A 20,398-nucleotide genomic window follows, 5' to 3' on the forward strand; every position below is an offset into this window, starting at 1 on the left:
AGCGTGCGGTGGCATGAAATACGGGTTCGTGATGGCGTACGGCGATGCCCGCGACGCGGCCGAGCTGGCCCCGATCGCAGAGGAGCACGGCTGGGACGGGTTCTTCGTCTGGGAGTCGATCTGGGGGATCGACGCCTGGGTGCTGCTCGGCGCGGCCGCGATGACGACCGGGCGGATTCGGCTGGGCACCATGCTCACGCCGCTGCCGCGGCGAAAACCCTGGGACGTCGCCGGGCAGGTCTCGACCGTCGACAACCTCAGCGACGGGCGGGTGATCCTGTCCGTCGGGCTCGGGGTGACGGGGGAGGACCGGTTCTGGCTGTTCGAGGAGGACCCGGGCCGCAAGGTGCGCGCCGAGCTGATGGACGAGTCGCTCGCGATGCTGCCGTACCTGTGGCGTGACGAGGCGTTCGACTTCTCCGGGAAGCACTACAGCGCCCGCAAGATCGCCGACCTGGTGCCGCCCGCGCCGCCACCACCGGTGCAGCAGCCGGGCGTCCCGATCTGGGTGGCGGGCGGCTGGCCGCGACCGAAGTCGATGCGGCGGGCCGCGCTCCAGGCCGGCTGGCTGCCGAACTATGCGCCGATCGTCCAGCCCGGAGCCGAGCCGGGCGAGCTGACCCCGGAGCACCTGGCCGAGGGCGTCGCGTGGATCCGCCGGGAGCGGTCGGCGCACGGGTTGACGATGGACGGGTATGACGTCGTTGCCGAAGGCGTGACCCAGGCCGAGGACGCCAACGCCGCCGAGACGGTCCGCCCGTGGGCGGAGGCGGGCGCCACCTGGTGGATCGACGCCGACTGGTCCTCGCTCGACCAGGCGGTTGTCCGCGAGAACGCCGAGCGCCGTTTACGCGCCGGTCCGCCCCGGGTCGGCTGATCGCGCTCGACGCCGCAAACGACCGTGGCCCGAACCGGCCTGGTCTTCGCGGGTGTCAGGCTGTGGCATGTCTTCCGCTGAACAGGTGGCCGCCCGCCTCGGCCTGTCCGTCGACGACCTGCGCCCGTTTGAGGCTCTCGGGATGCCGGTCGACCTCGATCTGCCGCTCGCAGACCTCGCCCGCCTTGGACTGAGCGCCGAGGACCAGCAGGACACACTCGCCAACCGTCCAGACCCTGAGCGCGACTCCGATCTCTGGTGGCTGCTGGAGCGCTGCCACCACCAACTCGTCCAGCAACTGGGGACCACCGGCCCGCTCCCACCGTGGCCGGACCTCCCAGCGGCAGCAGGATCGGTCGGCCGCTTCCTCTACGTCTGGGCGTTCCTGGCCACCCTCCCCGCCGTACGCCGCTACCACGCGGCCCACGGCATCTCCGACGCCGACTCCTGGCCGATCCTCGCGGTCCTCGGCGCCCAGATGGCCAACCGCCGCGAGCTGTACGGCGAAGGCGGCCTGCACACCCAGAACTGGGTGACCCACCACTTCCGCGGCGCCATCTACGCCCTCGACCGCCTGCACTTCGAACGCCAACGCTGCTGGTACGACGCTGCCAACGGCCCCGCACAAGGCGAACCTGTCCTCGGACTGCACATCCCGGAAGGCCGCCTCACCCCCGACTCGGTCGACGCCGCCCTGGACCGCGCCCGCAGCTTCTTCCGCGCGCACTACCCGGACGAGCAGTACCGTTTCGCCACCTGCGTCTCCTGGGTGCTCGACCCGCAACTGACGGAGTACCTCGCCGCCGACAGCAACATCATCCGCTTCCAGCAACGCTTCACACTGCTGGAAGCCGACGCCAAGGACGAGCGCGCCACGGTGGTCGAGTTCCTTTTCAAACGACCGCTTTCCGAGCTCGATTCGTTGCCGCGCACAACGACCCTGCAGCGGGCGGTCGCCGACCACATCCGCGCCGGCCGCCCGTGGCACTTCCGTACCGGCTGGTTTCGCCTCTAGGTACGCTGGAGCGGTGCGTTCTCGTCCGACCTTGCAGTGGGCTCCAGGCCCCGACGTACTGGCGTTGCAGCCCGGGGCGACGGACGTCGGGCCGGTTGCCGAGGTCGTCGCGGGTGGGGGAATCGTCGTACTGAGTGGTGCGGGGCTGTCGACCGAGTCCGGTATCCCCGACTATCGCGGTGAGACCGGGAGCCTGCGGACCCATACGCCGATGACGTTCGGCGACTTCACCGGCAGCGAGGCGGCGCGGCAGCGGTATTGGGCGCGGAGTCACCTCGGCTGGCGGACGATCGCCCGCGCGCACCCGAACGACGGCCATCGCGCCGTCGCGACACTCCAGGCGCGCGGCAGGCTGAGCGGGATCATCACCCAGAACGTCGACGGCCTGCACCAGGCGGCCGGTGCCCGCGACGTGATCGAGCTGCACGGCAACCTCGACCGGATCATCTGCCTGGACTGCGGTACGACGTCGGCCCGGGAGGTCCTGGACCGCCGGCTGCGGGCGGCGAACCAGGCGTTCACGGCCGAGGCGACCCGGATCAACCCGGATGGCGACGTGGAGCTGCCGGACGAGGTTGTCGGCGAGTTCACCGTCGTACCGTGCACGGTCTGCGGCGGGGTGCTCAAGCCCGACGTGGTGTTCTTCGGCGAGAACGTCCCGCGCGGCCGCGTGCAGCGCTGCTACGACCTGATCGACGACGCGAGCGCCGTCCTGGTCCTCGGCTCGTCGTTGACCGTGATGTCCGGGTTCCGCTTCGTCCGGCACGCCGCCAAGGCCGGTACGCCGGTGCTGATCATCAACCAGGGCCTGACCCGCGGCGACCCGTACGCGACGTACCGGGTGAACCTGCCGCTCGGGCAGGCGCTGACCGAACTGCTGACAGAAACCACCGGGCCGAGCCACGCGTGAGGTGGCCCGGCCCGGAGTCCGCAGTACGGATTGGAAAGGGTCAGCGTTGCGCGCTGGTCCGTACGCGGTTCAGGGAGGCCACATAGGCCTGTTGGGGTGAGACAGCCGCCTGCTTGGCGAGCGCCGCCGCCTGGCGGGACCAGGTGGCCTGCTCCGCACCGGTGACGACCGCCGGCTGGCCGGTCAGCGTCTTGTAGGTCAGCGAGGCCATCCCGGCCTCGCCCTCGTACCGAGGGTGGTAGTTCCAGGCGCGGAGGATGTTGACGTCCTTGCCCTGGATCCACGCCTGCCCGTCCGGCGCGCAGGCGTCGTGCCCGGTCGACGGCCCGAAGGTGTCGACGTACGTCGCCCCGCCGGCGGCGGCCGCGTTCGAGACGGCGGTGTTCAGCGCCTGCTCGATCGAGTACAGGTAGGTGTAGTCGCCGTCGGCGAACGGCAGCGTCGCCGGGCAGGTGCCGTGCTCCGGGGCGATCTTCGGGTAGCCGAGCAGCACGATCTCGGCCTTCGGCGACCGCGCCCGGATGCCTTGGACGACGATCGCGATCCGGGTCTGCGTCTGGGCGATCTTCTGCCGCAGCGTGTCGACGCCGTTGACCGTGAAGTGCGCCTTGCACGGCGCACCGGCCGGGTCCGAGGCGCGCAGCCCCGGGCAGGTGTCGATGATGCTGCCGAACACCCCGAAGTCGTTGCCGCCGATCCCGACCGTGACCAGGTCCGTGTCCGGCGCCAGCGCGTCGAACTGCGGCGCCGCGGTCCCGAGCAGGGTGCTCTGCGGCTGCGTCATGTTCGTGGTGTCGGCGCCGCCGCAGCTCACGTCGGTCAGGTGCCGGACGTGCAGCTTCGCGGCGAGCTGCTTGGGATAGTTGTTGTACGAGCGGAAGCAGCCGAGCGACAGCACGTCCGGCAGCGGGACGAACGGCGCGGCCGTGTACGAGTCGCCGAGGGCGACGTACCGCTCGAAGCGTGGCGCCGCGGCCGCCTGAGCGACCGGAAGGCCACCCAGCAGCGCGAGTGCCGCACAGGCCGCGATCAGACGGCGTAGCTTCACAGGACCTCCCCAGGCTCGGCAGTGCGCGGCCCACCATAAGTTGAGTCACTGCCCGATTACAAGGGGTGATCGGCGACCTGGTTGAAGCAATCGCCTCCCGGCATGGAATCCTGCTGCCATGCGTGTCTGGCACGGATTGGACCAGGTGAGCCCGGATCTCGGGCCGACGGTGGTCACCATCGGCAACTTCGACGGCGTGCACCGCGGTCACCAGGAGGTGCTCGCGCACGCCCGCGCGCGGGCCGCGGAGCTGGGCGGACTGCCGGTGGTCGCGATGACGTTCGACCCGCACCCGATGCGGGTGCTGCGCCCGGACCACGCGCCGCTGATGCTCAGCGACCCGGAGCAGCGCGCCGAGCTGCTCGGCGCCGCCGGGGCGGACGCGGTGCTGATCCTCCCGTTCACCAAGGAGGTGTCGAACTGGTCGCCCGAGGAGTTCATCGAGCGCACGCTGGTGAACGCGCTGCACGCGAAGGCGATCGTCGTCGGCGAGAACTTCCGCTTCGGGCACAAGGCCGCCGGGCACGTCGACACCCTCGTCCAGGCGGGAACGCAGTACGGCTTCCAGGTCGAGGGGCTCGGCCTGGCGGGGGACCGGCAGCCCTGGTCGTCGACGTACGTCCGGCAGCAGCTCGCCGACGGTGACGTCGAGGCCGCCGCGCAGGCGCTCGGCCGGCCGCTGCGGGTGACCGGCGTGGTCGTCGAGGGTGACAAGCGCGGCCGCGAGCTCGGGTATCCGACCGCGAACATCCCCGCGGACCCGGGCGCCGCGGTCCCGCAGGACGGCGTGTACGCCGGCTGGCTCACCGTGCTCACGCCCGCGCCCGGCGCCCCGGCGTACCCGGATCCGCTGCCGGCCGCGATCAGCGTCGGCACGAACCCGACGTTCGACGGCCTGGACCGGCGGGTGGAGTCGTACGTGCTGGACCGCGACGATCTCGAGCTGTACGGCGCCAAGGTCGCGATCGACTTCGTGGCCCGGCTGCGCGGCACCCAGATCCGGTTCGGCAGCATCGACGAGCTGCTGGTCCAGATGAAGGCCGACGTCGACGGCGCCCGCCGCCTGCTGCGGGCTGATCAGGGCTGATCAGGGCTGATTAGGGTGGGCCGTCCACGGACTGATACGCTGGCTGCTGCCGTCTGAACGGCCGCGGATCGAGAGTGCTCGGGTGGAGAATGCCCCGGTGCGCCGCGCAACGGAAATCGAGAGGACACCTGTGTCAGCTGTTGACGCTGCTACGAAGAAGAAGATCATGGGCGAGTACGCCCTGACCGAGGGCGACACCGGGTCCCCCGAGGTCCAGGTCGCGCTGCTGACCCACCGGATCAGCCACCTGACCGAGCACCTCAAGGAGCACAAGCACGACCACCACAGCCGTCGTGGCCTGCTGCTGCTCGTCGGTCAGCGCCGCCGGCTGCTGAACTACCTGGCGAAGAAGGACATCAACCGCTACCGGTCCCTGATCGAGCGGCTCGGCCTCCGCCGATGACGTCGCGAGGAGCGGCCTCCCGATTCCGGGTGGCCGCTCTTGGCGTATCCGCGCTCCGGCGCGGATCAAACTGAATACAGAGAGACGTAACGAGGCGACGCGAAGCGCGTGGCGGGAGGACGACCGGTCCTCGGTAGTGGCTTTCGGATGCAGGGTCATCCGCGGGCCTCGATCGAAGACCGGCACCCCGGAAGCTCGCGCCTCGCAGTCGTCACACTGTGAGAGAGGGGTATCCCGTGTCGGGATCCACAAGTGCGCCGATGGACGGCGCCGACTTCGCTGAGGCCGTCATCGACAACGGCAGCTTCGGCACCCGCACCATCCGCTTCGAGACGGGCCGTCTGGCCCAGCAGGCCGCCGGCTCCGCCGCCGCCTACCTCGACGGCGACACGATGGTGCTTTCGGCCACCACGGCCAGCAAGAAGCCCAAGGACCAGTTCGACTTCTTCCCGTTGACGGTGGACGTCGAGGAGCGGATGTACGCCGCGGGCCGGATCCCCGGCTCGTTCTTCCGCCGTGAGGGCCGGCCGTCCGAAGAGGCCATCCTGACCTGCCGGCTGATCGACCGCCCGCTGCGGCCGTCGTTCGTCTCCGGCCTGCGGAACGAGATCCAGGTCGTCATCACGGTCCTGGCGCTGAACCCGGACAAGCTGTACGACGTGCTCGCGATCAACGCCGCGTCGATGTCCACCCAGATCGCCGGGCTGCCGTTCTCGGGCCCGATCGGCGCCACCCGCGTCGCGCTGATCGGCACCCAGTGGGTCGCCTTCCCGACGCACACCGAGCTCGAGGACGCCGTCTTCGACATGGTGGTCGCCGGTCGTGTCACCGAGTCCGGTGACGTCGCGATCATGATGGTCGAGGCCGAGTCGACCCCGACCACCTTCGACAAGGTCGCCGGTGGCGCGCAGGCGCCGACCGAGGAGATCGTCGCCGAGGGCCTCGAGGCCTCCAAGGCGTTCATCAAGATCCTGGTCGACGCGCAGTCCGAGCTGGCGGCCAAGGCCGCGAAGCCGACCGGTGAGTTCCCGGTCTTCCCGGACTACGCCGACGACGCGTTCGCCGCGGTCGAGGCCAGTGCGAGCGAGGAGCTGGCGCAGGCGCTGACCATCGCCGGCAAGCACGAGCGCGAGGACGCCACCGACGCGGTCAAGGCCGCCACCGTGGACAAGCTCGCCGCCGACTTCGAGGGCCGGGAGAAGGAGCTGTCCGCGGCCTTCCGCTCGCTGACCAAGAAGCTCGTCCGGCAGCGCGTGCTCAAGGAGAAGGTCCGGATCGACGGCCGTGGGCTGACCGACATCCGGCCGCTGAAGGCGCAGATCGGCGTGCTCCCGCGGGTGCACGGCTCGGCGCTGTTCGAGCGCGGCGAGACCCAGATCCTGGGTGTCACCACGCTGAACATGCTCCGGATGGAGCAGCAGCTGGACACGCTCTCCCCGGAGACCCGCAAGCGGTACATGCACAACTACAACTTCCCGCCGTACTCGACCGGTGAGACCGGCCGGGTGGGTTCGCCGAAGCGCCGCGAGATCGGTCACGGCGCGCTGGCCGAGCGGGCCCTGGTGCCGGTGCTGCCGTCCCGCGAGGACTTCCCGTACGCGCTGCGTCAGGTGTCCGAGGCGCTCGGCTCGAACGGTTCCACCTCGATGGGTTCGGTCTGCGCCTCGACGCTGTCGCTGCTGAACGCCGGTGTGCCGCTGAAGGCCCCGGTCGCCGGTATCGCGATGGGCCTGATCTCCGGTGAGATCGACGGCAAGGAGGAGTTCGTCGCGCTGACCGACATCCTCGGCGCCGAGGACGCGTTCGGCGACATGGACTTCAAGGTCGCCGGTACGAAGGACTTCGTCACCGCCCTGCAGCTGGACACCAAGCTGGACGGCATCCCGGCCAGCGTGCTCGCGGGTGCGCTGACCCAGGCCAAGGACGCCCGCCTGACGATCCTGGACGTGATGGCCAAGGCCATCGACGCGCCGGGTGAGATGAGCGAGTTCGCGCCGCGGGTCATCTCGGTGAAGGTCCCGGTCGACAAGATCGGCGAGGTCATCGGCCCGAAGGGCAAGATGATCAACCAGATCACCGAGGACACCGGCGCCGACATCTCGATCGAGGACGACGGCACGGTGTACATCGGCGCCACCGACGGTCCGTCGGCGGAGGCCGCCCGGGCCGCGATCAACGCGATCGCGAACCCGACCATGCCGGAGAAGGGCGAGCGCTACCTGGGCACGGTCGTGAAGACGACCAACTTCGGTGCGTTCATCAGCCTGCTGCCGGGCAAGGACGGCCTGCTGCACATCAGCAAGCTGCGTCCGCTGGCCGGTGGCAAGCGGGTCGAGACCGTCGAGGACGTGCTGTCGGTCGGCCAGAAGCTGCAGGTCGAGATCGCCGAGATCGACGACCGGGGCAAGCTGTCGCTGATCCCGGTGATCGAGGGCTCGGACGACAAGAAGCCTGAGGCCGAAGCGGCCGAGTGACTCGCGCGATCACGAGTACCTTACTGAGCCCGGAGGCGGGCGGTCCGGTGAAACGGACCGTCCTGCCCTCCGGGCTCCGGGTTCTCTCCCAGTCGGTACCGGGCTTCCGCTCGGTCACATTCGGCCTCTGGGTCGGCGTCGGCTCCCGCGACGAGCCCGCCCAGCTGGCAGGTGCGACGCACTTCCTCGAACACCTGTTGTTCAAGGGCACCGAGCGTCGCGACGCGCTGGAGATCTCCGCCGCGATCGACGCGGTCGGCGGCGAGATGAACGCGTTCACCGGCAAGGAGTACACCTGCTACTACGCGCGGGTGCTGGACACCGACCTGCCGCTCGCGGTCGACGTCATCTGCGACATGATCACCTCCGCGACGCTCACCGACACCGACGTGGAGAGTGAGCGGGACGTCATCGACGAAGAGATCGCGATGCACGCCGACGAGACGTCGGACCACATCCACGACCTGTTCGCCGAGCAACTGTGGGGCAGGTCCCCGCTCGGCCGCTCGATCACCGGTACGCCGGAATCGGTCGCCGGGCTGACCCGCCGGCAGGTGGTGGGCTGGTACCGCCGCCGCTACAAGCCGTCGGACATCGTCGTCTCGGTGGCCGGGAACGTCGACCACACGGACGTCGTCCGCCTGGTACGCAAGGCGTTCGAGCGCCACTGGGTGACGGCGGAGGCCGAGCCGATCGAGGTACGGCGTGGCGCCGCCCGGCGGGTGCCGACGTACGGCGGGGTGCGGGTGCACCACCGCGACGTCGAGCAGGCGCATCTGGTGCTGGGGATGCCCGGGCTGGTGCGCAGCGACGAGCGGCGGTACACGGCCGGCGTACTGCACGGGATCGTCGGCGGCGGGATGTCGTCGCGGCTGTTCCAGGAGGTGCGGGAGAAGCGCGGGCTGGCGTACTCGGTGTTCACGTTCGGCTCGGCGTACGCCGACTCCGGGATGGTCGGCGTGTACGCGGGCTGTCTGCCGAAGAAGGCCCCCGAGGTGCTGGACGTGATCCGCGCCGAGCTCGAAGCGATTGCCTCCGGCAACATCACGCCCGACGAGCTGCTCCGCGGCAAGGGCCAGATGCGCGGCTCGGTGGTGATGGGCCTGGAGGACACCGGCGCCAAGATGACCCGGATCGCGAAGGCCGAGCTCGTGTACGGCGAACTCCCGACCGTCGACGAGATCCTGCACCGCATCGACGCGGTCACCCTCGACGACGTCACCAACCTGGCCGCCGAACTGTACGCCGGCACCCCCGCCCTGACCGTCATGGGCCCCTTCGAAGAGAACACCACCGCCTTCATCGTGTGACCGCTGGTGACGCGGCTCCCATCGAGGTAGGGTTCGGGCCGAACACGTCATCGTGATCTGCCACTGGATCCCTGGATGCACGGGCGGGGCCTGTTTGCTGGGATGGCACGCAATTTGCGGCCGACGTGAGCTGGACCGGGTCCCCGGTGCCAGCTCCGGCCTGCGTGCAAAGGGATCATCGTGCTCGACGCGTTTCGTGCTGTCCGTGAGTCATTGGTCGACGCCGTCCGCATCACCCCGGGACGGTTGGCGACGTACTCCGCTCTCCAGCTGCTGCTGGCGATCCTGCCCGGCGCCCAGGTGGTGCTGATCCGGGAGCTGGTCGAGGGCCGTGATCGCTGGGGTCCGCTGCTCGGGCTGACCGTGGTGGTCGGGGCGATGTATCCGCTGACCCAGGTCGCGAACGTCGTGGGCCAGCGGATGATGTTGCGCCTTCGGCTGGCGCTGCGGGTCGAGCTCGCGGAGGTGGCGGCCAGGCTGAGTCCGAGCCGGCTGGCGACGCCCGAGGTGGTGCGGGATCTGGAGGCGAGTCAGGCGGCGACGCATCCGATGAGTGATGTCGCGGGCAAGCCGGTGCAGGTCCTCAGCGCCGCGGCGACGGCCGTCGTCCTGTGCGTGGCGATCGCGTCGATCAACGTGGTGTCCGGCCTGCTGGTGCTGGCCGCGCTGGTGCCGACGGTGCTCGCGTTCACGTTGATCTCGCGGATGGAGGCGAAGGGCTGGCCGCGGGTCGCGGAGCACGAGCGGAAGGCGGCGTACGCGACCGAGCAGTTGATCCAGCAGCGGCCGGGGACCGAGCTGGCGGTGCTCGGGTCCGGGTGGAAGGTGGCCGGGTTGGTCGCGGAGAGCCGGACGGCGGCGACCGGGGTGCTCGACCGGATGGTGCGGGCGGCGATGTTCTACGAGCTGGGGGCGGCATTCGTGACGGTGCTGTTGTTCGGCGGGGCTCTGATGGCGCTGGGCGGTTCGAGTGCGGGGGCGGTGGCGGCGGTCGCGGGGACGATCTCCGGGTTGAACGCGATCCGGCAGTGCGGGTACGCGTTCGGCAGCATCGTGACGGCGGCTCCGCAGGCGGCGATCTACCGGCGGTTCGTGCGCAGCGTGCCGCCGGCGGAGCGGCGGACGGTGGTGCGGCGGGTGGATTCTGTTGCCCTGGACAACGTTAGCTTCAGGTACCCGGGTGCCGAGAAACCGACGTTGCGCGGGGTGAGTGTCGAGGCGCGGCGGGGTGAGCTGGTGGCGCTGGTCGGCGTCAACGGGGCGGGGAAGTCGACCGCGATCAACCTGCTGGTCGGGAGTCTGTGTCCCGACGGCGGCCGGGTGTTGATCGACGGAGTGGATGCGGCCGGGACGGGCGAGGAGGAGCGGCTCGCGCATTTCGGGCTGCTGGTGCAGGAGTTCGGGCGCTTCGAGTTCACGCTCCGGGACGCGGTTGCCCTCGGCGCGCCCGCGGAGGTTGCGGATCGGGAGGTGCGTACGGCGCTGGGCGGTACGTTCGCGGCGGAGCTGCCGTTGGACACGCAGCTCGGTCAGCAATGGGGTGGTACCGGGATCTCCGGCGGGCAGTGGCAGCGGCTGGCGCTCGCGCGGATCCGGCTGCGCGACGCCGGCATCTGGATCCTCGACGAGCCGACGTCGGCGATCGACGCGGAGGCGGAGCAGGCCATCTTCGCCGAACTCCGCCGTACCAGCGCTTCCCGGATCACGATCGTGGTCTCGCACCGGGCGTGGACGCTGCGGGAGATGGATCGCATCTACGTCGTGGACGACGGGCGAGTGGTCCAGCAAGGTACCTACCAGGAGTTGATCGCTCAGCCCGAGGGCCGCTTCGCTCGGTTGTTCGCAGCACAAAAGGAGTGAGCGGTCCGAATGGGAGGATCGACAGGTAGAGCACCTGTGAGACACCGTACGCGGAGCCAAGATCACGCTCAGGTGCACTAGCCGGCGACCCGACACCTCCTGTCGAAACGCACACCACCCGCCCGCGAACCTGAAGTACAAGAGCCGATTGGTTGGTACGTTGGCACGTCCGTGCGGAAGGGCGGGGAGATGCCGGCCAACTCCGGGATGCTGAGGTTCGCCGGGGTGGCCTGGCGGGCTGGGCGTGGGCTGTTCTTGGTGAGCGCGATGACGGTCGTGCTGTCGGCTGCCGCGCCGGTCGGGGCCGCGCTCGCGATCGGGCAGGTCGTCGCCGGGGTTGTGCGCGGTGATTCGGCGCGGGCCGTGGTGTGGGCTGTGGTTGCGGCCGGGTGCCTGCTGTTGCAGTGGATGGCTGGGGCCTTGCAGCGGGCGGCGGGTACTGCGTTGGGGGAGCGGGTCGACGCGGTGCTGCAGCACGACCTGATGCGGGCGGTGTCGGCGCCGCGTGGTGTGCAGCAGTTGGAGGATCCGGCGACGGCGCAGCTGGTGGAGGTCGGGCGGGACACCTTACGGGCGGACTGGGCGCGGCCGGGGCGGTTGGCGAGTACCGTCGGCGGGCTGGCGACCGGGCGGGTGGTGCTGGTTGCGTCCGGCATCATCCTCGGCGGCTTCCACTGGTGGCTCGGCGCGGGTCTGCTGGTCGCCGGTGTGTGGGCGGCGTACGAGGACAAGGTCGCCTCCCGGACCGAGGCCGGCCACCACTACGGCGCCAGCGAATCCGCCCGCCGGATGCGGTACTTCGACGACCTCGGCACCACCCCGCCGGCCGCGAAGGAGATCCGCCTGTTCGGCCTCCCGGAGTACGTGGTCGCGCGGCACGGCGAGACCTGGACGCAAACGATGGAACGCGTGCTGAGCCGTCCAGGTCGTCGTCCGCTCGTCGCCACCGCGGCGCTCGGCGTGGTCGTCCTGACCGGGATCGTGCTCGTGGTCCGCGAGGCGACCGCGGGACGCCTGTCCGCCGGCGCGACCGCGACGTACGTGCAGACCTTCCTGATCGCGCTCGGCGGCATCCAGCAGTCGTCGTGGACCGGCCTCCAGACCGAGCTCGCCCTCGCCACCCTCCGCCGGTACGACGATGCGCTCCAGGCGCTCGCCACCACCTCGAGCGACCGGGGGACCGCCCCGGCGACCGGACTGCCGACGCGCGCGATTGCCTTCCACACCGTGTCTTTCGCCTATCCTGCCGGTGATCGGCAGGTGCTGCGCAACCTCGACCTTGTCATCCACGCCGGACAGTCGCTCGCGATCGTCGGCGCGAACGGCGCCGGCAAGACCAGCCTGGTCAAGCTCCTCTGCGGCCTGTACGAGCCGACCCACGGCACGATCACCGTCGACGACGCCGACCTCGCGGACCTGGACCTCGACGACTGGCGGCGTCGACTCGCCGTCGTCTTCCAGCAGCCGCTCCGCCTCCCGATGTCGGCGTACGACAATGTCCGCTTCGGCCGCGCCGACGGCGTACCGGACGCCGCGGTCGAACGGGCCGGCGCGACGGGCGTGATCGACGCGCTGCCGAACGGGTGGGACACGATCCTGTCCACCGAGTTCGACGGCGGTGTCGAGCTGTCCGGCGGCGAGTGGCAGCGGCTCGGTCTCGCACGAGCGCTGTACGCCGTACAGCAAGGGGCCTCCGTACTGATCCTGGACGAACCCGCCGCGCACCTCGACGCCCGCTCGGAAGCCGAGCTGTACCGGCGTTTCCTCGAACTGACCGCGGGACTGTCGACGATCCTCATCTCGCACCGGTTCTCGACGGTTCGGCAGGCGTCGTCGATCGTGGTCCTCGACGAGGGCCAGGTGATCGAGCAGGGTACGCACGACGAACTGCTGGTACTCGACGGCAGCTACGCCCGGATGTTCCGCCTGCAGGCCGCACGTTTCGAGGAGCCGGCATGAAGTCGTGGATCAACACGGCCCGGCTGCTGATCGGGCTCGGCTGGGAGATCGGCCCGGGCCTGTTCCTGCTCTACACGGTCGTCACCATGTCGAGCTTCGTCAGTCCGCTGCTGTTCGCGCTCGCGGTCCGGCCGCTGGTCGACGGCGTGGTCTCCGGCGAGCGGCACCGAATCGTTGCCGGCGGGATCGGGGTCGCGATCGCGCTGACCCTCGTCCTGGTCGCGCCGATCGGCTACCGGTGGGCCACGATCCGGATGCGCGAGCGGTCCGGGTTCGTGTCCGAGCGGCGGGTCCTGCGGCTGGCCGCGGGCGCGCCGCGGATCGAGCACTTCGAGCGGCCGGACTTCCTCGACCGCCTGCAGTCGCTGCGCCGCGAGGCGTCCGAACTCGGCGACAGCGTGACACTGCCGTTCATCGCGCCGCTGGTCCTCGCCCAACTCGTGATCAGCACGGTCCTGCTCGCGAACCTCGAACCCGTCCTCGCGCTGCTCCCGCTCGTCGCGCTTCCCGCGCTCTGGCTCAGCCGCCGCGCCGAGCAACTCCGCCGCCAGTCCGAGCTGGACGCCGCCCCGCGCCGCCGGCTCGCCCAGCAACTGTTCATGGTCTCGGTCGACCCGTCCTCGGCCCAGGAGATCCATGTCGCGTCGCTCGGCGACGAACTGCTCGGCGAACACCGCCGCGCGACCGACGACGCGAACCGGATAGCCCACACAGCGCTCTTCCGGTCGGTGCTGATCGGCTCGGCCGGCTGGGCGCTGTTCCCGATCGCGTACGTCGGCGCCTTGCTGATTATCCTCCGCGAGGCCGCAGCCGGACGGGTGACCGCCGGCGACGTGGCGCTGGCGATCGCGCTCGCCGGTGCCGTGGTGAGCGCCGCGAACCGGATCCTCGACCTGGCCGGTTCCGTACTGCGCATCCGGACGACCGCCGAGCACTACTTCTGGCTCGCGGACCAAGCGCGGTACCAACCGGGCCGGACTCCGGCGCCGGACCGTCTCAGCCACGGTATCGAGCTGAAGAACGTGACCTTCGGGTACGGCGGCGAGGACCGGCTCGCACTCCCCGGCACGGACCTGTTCCTGCCGGCCGGGCAGACGATCGCGATCGTCGGCGAGAACGGCGCCGGCAAGTCAACCCTGGTCAAGCTCCTCACCGGCATGTACCGCCCGCGCTCCGGCGAGGTCCTCATCGACGGCGTCGACCTCGCCGCACTGGACCTCAGGCAGTACCGGCGTAAGGTCAGCGCCGGCTTCCAGGACTTCGTCAGGTACCAGCTGACCGTGGAGGAAGCGGTCGGGGTCGGCGGCCTGGACGAGCCGCCGGACCGCGTCCGGACCGCGCTCGGCAAGGCCGGCGCCACCTTCGTCGACGAACTGCCGCACGGCGCCGGGACCCAGCTCGGTACGTCGTGGGCGGGCGGCGTCGAGCTGTCCGGCGGGCAGTGGCAGAAGCTCGCGATCGCCCGGGCGCTCGTCCGGCCGGCGCCGCTGCTGATGATCCTCGACGAGCCGAGTGCCTCGCTGGATCCGCAGACCGAGGCGGCGCTGTTCGACCGGCTGGCCGCCGAGGCCCGGGCCGGCCGGGCCGACGGCCGGATCACGCTGCTGATCTCGCACCGGTTCTCGACCGTCCGGTCCGCGGACCTGATCGTCGTCCTCGAGAACGGCCGCGTGACCGAACGCGGCACGCACGCCGAACTGCTGGCCGACGGTGGAACGTACGCCGAACTCTACAGTCTGCAAGCGGCCGGTTACCGCTGATAATGCGCAGCTGTGCGCAATGGCGAGTTTTGCCACAAACTGACCTGTCATCTGATGACTCTGGCGCACTGATCTGATTAAGTGAGGCTTCGCTTCGCAACCAGGGGCTGGTCATCTGAGGTCTTGGCAAAGTAACGCTCACGTTACGCGCCGCCGCTTTGCGCCTGACAACGTTGACATGCGCAGTTTCGACCAGACACCATGACGCTTGTTCCGCCCGCCTAGCGGCCCTCCCGCCGAGGAAGTTGGTTTGACCGTGCGACGTCTGACTGGGGTTGTGGGGGTGGCACTCGGCCTTGCGCTGGTGCTCGCCTCCTGTGGAGACGGCAAGAGCAGCAGCGGAGGCGGCTCCGGTGCCAAGAGCGAGACCATCGCGGTCATCGCCGACCCGCTGGAGTACATCAACCCGCTGAACGACAACGGCAGCCCGGGGATCGGGGTCGCGATGGCGATCTTCGCTCCGCTGGTGCAGACCGATCCGGAAACGGGCAAGCTGCAGAACGTGATGGCCGATTCGGTCACGCCGGACAAGACCAGCCAGACCTGGACGATCAAGCTGAAGGCCGGCAACACCTTCCAGAACGGCCAGCCGCTGACCGCGAAGGACTACGTGGACAGCTGGAACATGACCGCCGAGGGCTCGAACGGCTGGAAGAACAACGGCTTCTTCTCCAAGGTCGAGGGGTACGACGCGCTGAACCCGCCGACGCCGGACGGCGCCACGCCGAAGCCGACCGCGGTGAAGACGCTCAGCGGCCTCAAGCAGATCGACGACCTGACCTTCTCGGTGAAGCTCAAGGTCCCGTTCTCGCAGTTCGGCCTGACGCTGCAGTACCTCGGGCTCGCGCCGCTGCCGGAGGAGGTCCGGAAGAACCCGGACGCCTACAAGCGCAAGCCGATCGGCAACGGCCCGTTCAAGATGGCGGGCGACTGGAACGCCGGTGACGACATCAAGCTCGTCAAGTGGGACGGCTACAAGGGCCCGCAGATCCCGCAGGCGGACAACATCACCTACAAGTTCATCGCGAACGGCGACACGGCGTACAACGAGTTCCTGGCCGGCAACCTGGACTTCGTCGACGTACCGCCGACCAAGGTGAAGAGCTTCAAGACCGACGCCCCGGACCAGTGGGTGACCAGCATCAGCTCCGGTGCGAACTACCTGGTGATCCCGGCCTGGGACGCCCGGTTCAAGAACCCGAAGCTGCGGCACGCGATCTCGGAGGCGATCGACCGGAAGGCGTTCGCGGACCTGGTCGGGCTGTCCGAGCCGGCCAAGGGCCTGGTCGCGCCGGACATGGCCGGCTACCGCGACGACGCCTGCAAGTACTGCGACTTCGACGCGAGCAAGGCGAAGGCGGACCTGGCCGCGGCCGGGGGCTTCTCCGGGGTGCTGAACATCAACTACAACACCTCGTCGGCGACCGGCCAGATCTTCGCCGAGGCGATCGGCAACATGCTCCGGCAGAACCTCGGCCTGCAGGTGAAGTACACCGGCAAGCAGAGCTCCGAGATCGGCGCGCTGGCCGACAGCCGCAAGCTGGACGGCCTGCGGTTCTCCGGCTGGGGCCACGACTACCCGTCGATCGAGGACTACCTGACCCCGATGTTCAAGTCCAACGGCGACGCGAACTTCGCCGGGTACTCGAACCCGGCGCTGGACGCGGTGCTGGCCAAGGGCGACGCCGAGCCGGACCCGGAGAAGGCGATCAAGCTGTACCAGCAGGCCGAGGACATCGCGCTCGAGGACATGCCGCTGATCCCGCTGTACACCAAGTCGAACGCGTACCTGCACTCGGCGAAGGTCCAGCCCCGGGTCTCGAAGTACGTCGGCGTCTCGGCACTCTGGGCGACCTTCAAGTGATCCGTTTCGTCCTCCGCCGCGTCCTCGCGGCGATCCCGATCGGCCTGATCGTCACGCTGGGGGTCTTCGCGCTCGTGTTCGCGATGCCCGGGGACCCCCTGCGCGAGCTGGCCGGCGACAAACCGATCCCGGCCGCGGTGCTGGCCGCGAAGCGGGCGCAGTACCACCTGGACGACCCGTTCATCGTCCAGTACCTGCTGAGCATGAAGGACATCCTGACCGGCCACTTCGGCACCACGTTCGCCGGCGCCGACATCGGCGACCAGCTCCGGCTGCGGATCCCCGTGACGCTGAAGCTGGCCACGATGAGCATGGTGTTCCAGTGGGTGCTCGGCCTGATCTTCGGGATCTACGCGGGCTTCAAGCGGAACGGCTGGGTCGACCGGTCGTTGCTGCTGGCAACACTCGTGCTGCTCGCGATCCCGGGCCTGGTGGCGTACTTCGCCGCCCAGTACCTGTTCGCGGTGGAGCTGAAGTGGTTCCCGGTGTCCGGCGTACTGGAAGGCTATCCACGGGCGTACCTGCTGCCCGCGCTGGTGATCGGCGTGCTCGGCTTCGCCGGGCTCGGCCGGTTGATGCGAACGTCGATCGTGGAGACCGTGAACGCGGACTTCGTGAAGACCGCGCGGGCCAAGGGCCTCGGCGAGCAGCGCGTGCTCTGGCGGCACATCCTGCCGAACGCGCTGCTGCCGGTGGTCACGTTCATCGGTCTCGACCTGGCCGGCCTGTTCGGCGGCGCGATCATCACCGAGAGCATCTTCAACCTGCCCGGGCTCGGCCAGTTCATGTTCCAGGCGGTCAAGCTGAAGGAGGGCGGCGTGGTGGTGCTGCTGTGCACGCTCGCGTTCATCTCGTTCATCCTGATCAACCTGCTGGTCGACGTGCTGTACGGCGTCCTGGACCCGAGGGTGCGCAATGTCTGAACAGATCTCCGCGGCCGTCGGCGCCGAGGCGCAGGAGCTCGGCGACGGCCGGACACTGTCGAACCGCGAACTGCTGCGGGCGCTGCTGCGCAAGCCGCAGTTCATCGTGTGCAGCCTGCTGCTCCTGCTGTTCTTCGCGATGGCGGCGGTGCCGAAGCTGTTCACGTCCGCGGACCCGCGGTTCTGCGACCTCGCCAAGAGCCGGCAGAGCAGCGGTCCGGGGCACCCGTTCGGGTTCGACATCCAGGGCTGCGACTACTTCGCGAACGTCGTGTACGGCGCGCGGCCGTCGGTGCTGGTCAGTATCTGCGCGAGCTTCGGGGCGTTCCTGCTGGCCGGCACGCTCGGGCTGCTGGCCGGGTACTTCCCGGGCGCGGTCGACGCGCTGATCTCGCGGACCGCCGACGTCCTGTTCTCGATCCCCGGCATCGTGGTGCTGATCGTGATCCTGAACTCGGTGCAGGACCGGAGCATCTGGATCATCGTCGGCGTCATCCTGGTGATCAGCTGGCCGGGCGGGATGCGGTTGATGCGGGCCACGGTGTTCTCGGTGCGGAACCGCGAGTACGTGCTGGCGGCCCGGTCGATCGGGGTGCCGCCGCTGCGGATCCTGCGCAAACACGTGTTCCCGAACTCGATGGCCCCGCTGCTGGCGATGACCACGCTCGGCATCGGCGGCATGGTCGGCCTGGAGGCGGCGCTCACCTTCCTCGGTGTCGGCCTGCAACCGCCGTCGATCTCGTGGGGCTCGCAGTTCGGCGTCGCGGCGTCGTACCGGGACACCCCGCACCTGTTCATCTGGCCGGCGATCTTCATCTCGACGATGACGATCTCGTTCATGATCATCGGCGACTCGATCCGGGACGCCCTCGACCCGAAACTTCTGCGATGACTGCTACTGGCGAAGTACTACTGAAGGTCGACAACCTGACCGTCGACTTCGAGACTCCGCGTGGACCTGTGCGGGCGGTGGACGGGGTGTCCTGGCAGGTGCGGGCCGGGGAGACGCTGGCAATCCTGGGGGAGTCCGGGTCGGGCAAGAGCGTCTCGACCCAGGCGCTGACCGGTATCCTCGAGATGCCGCCGGGCCGGATCGTGTCCGGGACCGCGGAGTACCGCGGCGAGGACCTGATCGCGATGACCACCAAGGAACGCCGCAAGATCGTCGGGAACCGGATCACGATGGTGTTCCAGGACTCGCTGTCCGCGCTGAACCCGGTGCAGTCGGTCGGCACCCAGATCGCCGAGTGCTACCGGGTGCACCGCGGGATGTCGAAGCGGGAGGCGATGGCGAAGGCCGCGGAGATGCTCGACCGGGTCCGGATCCCGGCCGCGTCGAAGCGGGTCCGGGACTACCCGCACGAGTTCTCCGGCGGCATGCGGCAGCGCGTGATGCTGGCGATGGCGCTCGCCCTCGACCCCGACGTACTGATCGCCGACGAGCCGACGACGGCCCTCGACGTGACTGTGCAGGCGCAGATCCTCGAGCTGATCGCGGAGCTGCAGGCCGAGCGGGACATGGGCGTCGTACTGATCACCCACGACCTCGGCGTGGTCTCGGACGTCGCCGACAACGTGGTGGTGATGTACGCCGGGCACGTCGTCGAACGGGCCGCGACCGCGGCGGCACTCGCGCACCCCGTGCACCCGTACACCGAGGGCCTGCTCGGGTCGATGCCGTCGGCCGATCTGAAGGGCCAGGAGCTGCCGACGATTCCCGGTACGCCGCCGTCGCTGCTGGCGATCCCGTCCGGCTGCGCGTTCCGGCCCCGCTGCCCGATCGCGATCGACGACTGCGCGCTCGACGTACCGCCGTTGCTGACAGTCGCGCCGGGCCGGGATGCGGCGTGCATCCGCCGTACGACGCTCGCCGAGAAGGAGGCGGTCTAGATGGCCGACGAGTTGCTGGTGGCAACCAATGTCGTGAAGTACTACGACATCAGCCCGGCGCTGAGCTTCGGGTCCAAGACCGTCGTACGGGCCGTCGACGGCGTCGACCTGACGCTGCGCAAGGGCGAGTCGCTCGGCATCGTCGGCGAGTCCGGCTGCGGCAAGTCGACGCTGGTCCGGCTGCTCGCGGCGCTGGAGAAGCCGACCGAGGGCCGGATCGAGTACGGCGGCGTCGACGTCAGCAAGCTCCGCGGCCGCGAGCTGCGGCAGTGGCGGCGGAACGTCCAGGTGGTGTTCCAGGACCCGTACTCCGCCCTGAACCCGCGGATGCGGGTCGGCGAGATCGTCGCCGAGCCGCTGCAGGTGCACCCGGACGTCTCGAAGGGCGTCGACATCCGGGCCCGGGTCCGGGAGCTGCTCGACCTGGTCGGGCTGCGGCCCGAGGACGAGACGAAGTTCCCGCACCAGTTCTCCGGCGGCCAGCGGCAGCGGATCGGGATCGCCCGCGCGATCGCGCTCAATCCCGACGTACTGCTGTGCGACGAGCCGGTGTCGGCGCTCGACCTGTCGGTGCAGGCGCAGGTGGTGAACCTGCTGATGCGGCTGCAGCGTGAGCTCGGCCTGAGCATCATCTTCGTGGCGCACGACCTGTCCGTCGTCCGGCACGTCTCGGACCGGGTCGCGGTCATGTACCTCGGCAAGGTCGCGGAACTCGGCGAGCACCAGCAGGTGTACGACGCTCCCGCGCACCCGTACACGCAGGCCCTGCTCTCGGCCGAGCCCGGCCTCGCCCGCCAGGGCCGGCAACGGATCGTCCTGGCCGGTGACCCGCCGTCACCGGTGTCCCCGCCGTCCGGCTGCCGCTTCCACACCCGCTGCCTGCGCGCGGCGGACAGATGCAGCACCGACGTCCCGGAACTCCGCGAGCTCAGCTCCGGCCAGACGGTCTCCTGCCACTTCGCCGAGGAGTCACAAGCGGAGTACTCGGCGGGAGTAGCTGCGAGATAGCTCAGGCATG

General features: G+C 69.6%; 16 protein-coding genes. 15 read left to right on the forward strand and 1 reads right to left on the reverse strand.

All coding sequences use genetic code 11. The annotated features are described in order from the left end of the window. Positions 1 to 13: 13 nt before the first annotated feature. The 3 genes from ACFV9C_RS20360 to ACFV9C_RS20370 all read left to right on the forward strand — a co-directional run bounded on the left by ACFV9C_RS20360 (position 14) and on the right by ACFV9C_RS20370 (position 2,802). Complete coding sequence (locus tag ACFV9C_RS20360) at positions 14 to 877, forward strand: LLM class flavin-dependent oxidoreductase (RefSeq protein WP_380195696.1); 864 nt, start codon at positions 14 to 16, stop codon at positions 875 to 877. 67 nt (positions 878 to 944) lie between these two features. Further along, the gene (locus tag ACFV9C_RS20365; protein ID WP_380195698.1) at positions 945 to 1,892 is read left to right on the forward strand and encodes an acyltransferase domain-containing protein; all 948 of its coding nucleotides are present in this window, start codon (positions 945 to 947) and stop codon (positions 1,890 to 1,892) included. 13 nt (positions 1,893 to 1,905) lie between these two features. After that, complete coding sequence (locus ACFV9C_RS20370) at positions 1,906 to 2,802, forward strand: NAD-dependent protein deacetylase (protein WP_380195700.1); 897 nt, start codon at positions 1,906 to 1,908, stop codon at positions 2,800 to 2,802. 40 nt (positions 2,803 to 2,842) lie between these two features. Here the strand turns inward: ACFV9C_RS20370 and ACFV9C_RS20375 are convergent, their stop codons facing one another. After that, a complete protein-coding gene (locus ACFV9C_RS20375; protein ID WP_380195702.1) occupies positions 2,843 to 3,850 on the reverse strand; it encodes an SGNH/GDSL hydrolase family protein in 1,008 nt (335 codons plus the stop codon). A gap of 118 nt (positions 3,851 to 3,968) precedes the next feature. Here ACFV9C_RS20375 and ACFV9C_RS20380 point away from each other — a divergent pair, with 118 nt between their 5' ends. The 12 genes from ACFV9C_RS20380 (at position 3,969) to ACFV9C_RS20435 (ending at position 20,388) form a co-directional block, all read left to right on the forward strand. Further along, the gene (locus ACFV9C_RS20380) at positions 3,969 to 4,937 is read left to right on the forward strand and encodes a bifunctional riboflavin kinase/FAD synthetase (protein ID WP_380195704.1); all 969 of its coding nucleotides are present in this window, start codon (positions 3,969 to 3,971) and stop codon (positions 4,935 to 4,937) included. A gap of 130 nt (positions 4,938 to 5,067) precedes the next feature. Further along, positions 5,068 to 5,340: a 30S ribosomal protein S15 gene (gene rpsO, locus ACFV9C_RS20385; RefSeq protein ID WP_171670133.1), complete on the forward strand. Its 273-nt coding sequence runs from the start codon at positions 5,068 to 5,070 to the stop codon at positions 5,338 to 5,340. A gap of 260 nt (positions 5,341 to 5,600) precedes the next feature. Then, the gene (locus tag ACFV9C_RS20390) at positions 5,601 to 7,814 is read left to right on the forward strand and encodes a polyribonucleotide nucleotidyltransferase (protein WP_380196245.1); all 2,214 of its coding nucleotides are present in this window, start codon (positions 5,601 to 5,603) and stop codon (positions 7,812 to 7,814) included. Positions 7,815 to 7,861: 47 nt separating this feature from the next. Continuing rightward, positions 7,862 to 9,124 (forward strand): M16 family metallopeptidase, encoded by a 1,263-nt coding sequence (locus ACFV9C_RS20395; protein ID WP_380195706.1) that lies wholly within the window; start codon positions 7,862 to 7,864, stop codon positions 9,122 to 9,124. 180 nt (positions 9,125 to 9,304) lie between these two features. Next, positions 9,305 to 10,984 carry an ATP-binding cassette domain-containing protein gene (locus ACFV9C_RS20400; protein ID WP_380195708.1) on the forward strand — a complete coding sequence of 560 codons (1,680 nt, stop codon included), beginning with the start codon at positions 9,305 to 9,307 and terminating at the stop codon, positions 10,982 to 10,984. Between the two features lie 171 nt (positions 10,985 to 11,155). Further along, positions 11,156 to 12,943, forward strand: coding sequence for an ABC transporter ATP-binding protein (locus ACFV9C_RS20405; protein WP_380195710.1), 1,788 nt, complete (start codon positions 11,156 to 11,158; stop codon positions 12,941 to 12,943). Beyond that, positions 12,940 to 14,703 (forward strand): ABC transporter ATP-binding protein, encoded by a 1,764-nt coding sequence (locus ACFV9C_RS20410; protein ID WP_380195712.1) that lies wholly within the window; start codon positions 12,940 to 12,942, stop codon positions 14,701 to 14,703. The genes ACFV9C_RS20405 and ACFV9C_RS20410 overlap by 4 nt, the downstream gene beginning before the upstream one ends. Before the next feature lie 283 nt (positions 14,704 to 14,986). After that, entirely contained in the window at positions 14,987 to 16,567 is a 1,581-nt protein-coding gene (locus ACFV9C_RS20415) for an ABC transporter substrate-binding protein (protein ID WP_380195714.1), read from the forward strand. Continuing rightward, positions 16,564 to 17,490 (forward strand): ABC transporter permease, encoded by a 927-nt coding sequence (locus ACFV9C_RS20420; RefSeq protein ID WP_380195716.1) that lies wholly within the window; start codon positions 16,564 to 16,566, stop codon positions 17,488 to 17,490. Before ACFV9C_RS20415 ends, ACFV9C_RS20420 begins: the two co-directional genes overlap by 4 nt. After that, on the forward strand, positions 17,483 to 18,382 hold the full coding sequence (locus ACFV9C_RS20425) for an ABC transporter permease (protein ID WP_380195718.1): 900 nt from the start codon (positions 17,483 to 17,485) through the stop codon (positions 18,380 to 18,382). The genes ACFV9C_RS20420 and ACFV9C_RS20425 overlap by 8 nt, the downstream gene beginning before the upstream one ends. Continuing rightward, entirely contained in the window at positions 18,379 to 19,380 is a 1,002-nt protein-coding gene (locus ACFV9C_RS20430) for an ABC transporter ATP-binding protein (protein ID WP_380195720.1), read from the forward strand. The genes ACFV9C_RS20425 and ACFV9C_RS20430 overlap by 4 nt, the downstream gene beginning before the upstream one ends. Beyond that, positions 19,381 to 20,388: an ABC transporter ATP-binding protein gene (locus ACFV9C_RS20435; protein ID WP_380195722.1), complete on the forward strand. Its 1,008-nt coding sequence runs from the start codon at positions 19,381 to 19,383 to the stop codon at positions 20,386 to 20,388. Positions 20,389 to 20,398 lie beyond the last annotated feature (10 nt).

The sequence above is a fragment of the Kribbella sp. NPDC059898 genome (assembly GCF_042730855.1).
Taxonomy (GTDB): Bacteria; Actinomycetota; Actinomycetes; order Propionibacteriales; family Kribbellaceae; genus Kribbella.

Excerpts from the sequence above, each read along its gene's own strand:
- ACFV9C_RS20360 (WP_380195696.1), top strand. The coding sequence starts at position 14 with ATGAAATACGGGTTCGTGATGGCGTACGGCGATGCCCGCGACGCGGCC.
- ACFV9C_RS20380 (WP_380195704.1), top strand. The coding sequence starts at position 3,969 with ATGCGTGTCTGGCACGGATTGGACCAGGTGAGCCCGGATCTCGGGCCG.
- ACFV9C_RS20365 (WP_380195698.1), top strand. The coding sequence starts at position 945 with ATGTCTTCCGCTGAACAGGTGGCCGCCCGCCTCGGCCTGTCCGTCGAC.
- ACFV9C_RS20430 (WP_380195720.1), top strand. The coding sequence starts at position 18,379 with ATGACTGCTACTGGCGAAGTACTACTGAAGGTCGACAACCTGACCGTC.
- ACFV9C_RS20435 (WP_380195722.1), top strand. The coding sequence starts at position 19,381 with ATGGCCGACGAGTTGCTGGTGGCAACCAATGTCGTGAAGTACTACGAC.
- ACFV9C_RS20390 (WP_380196245.1), top strand. The coding sequence starts at position 5,601 with ATGGACGGCGCCGACTTCGCTGAGGCCGTCATCGACAACGGCAGCTTC.
- ACFV9C_RS20410 (WP_380195712.1), top strand. The coding sequence starts at position 12,940 with ATGAAGTCGTGGATCAACACGGCCCGGCTGCTGATCGGGCTCGGCTGG.
- ACFV9C_RS20425 (WP_380195718.1), top strand. The coding sequence starts at position 17,483 with ATGTCTGAACAGATCTCCGCGGCCGTCGGCGCCGAGGCGCAGGAGCTC.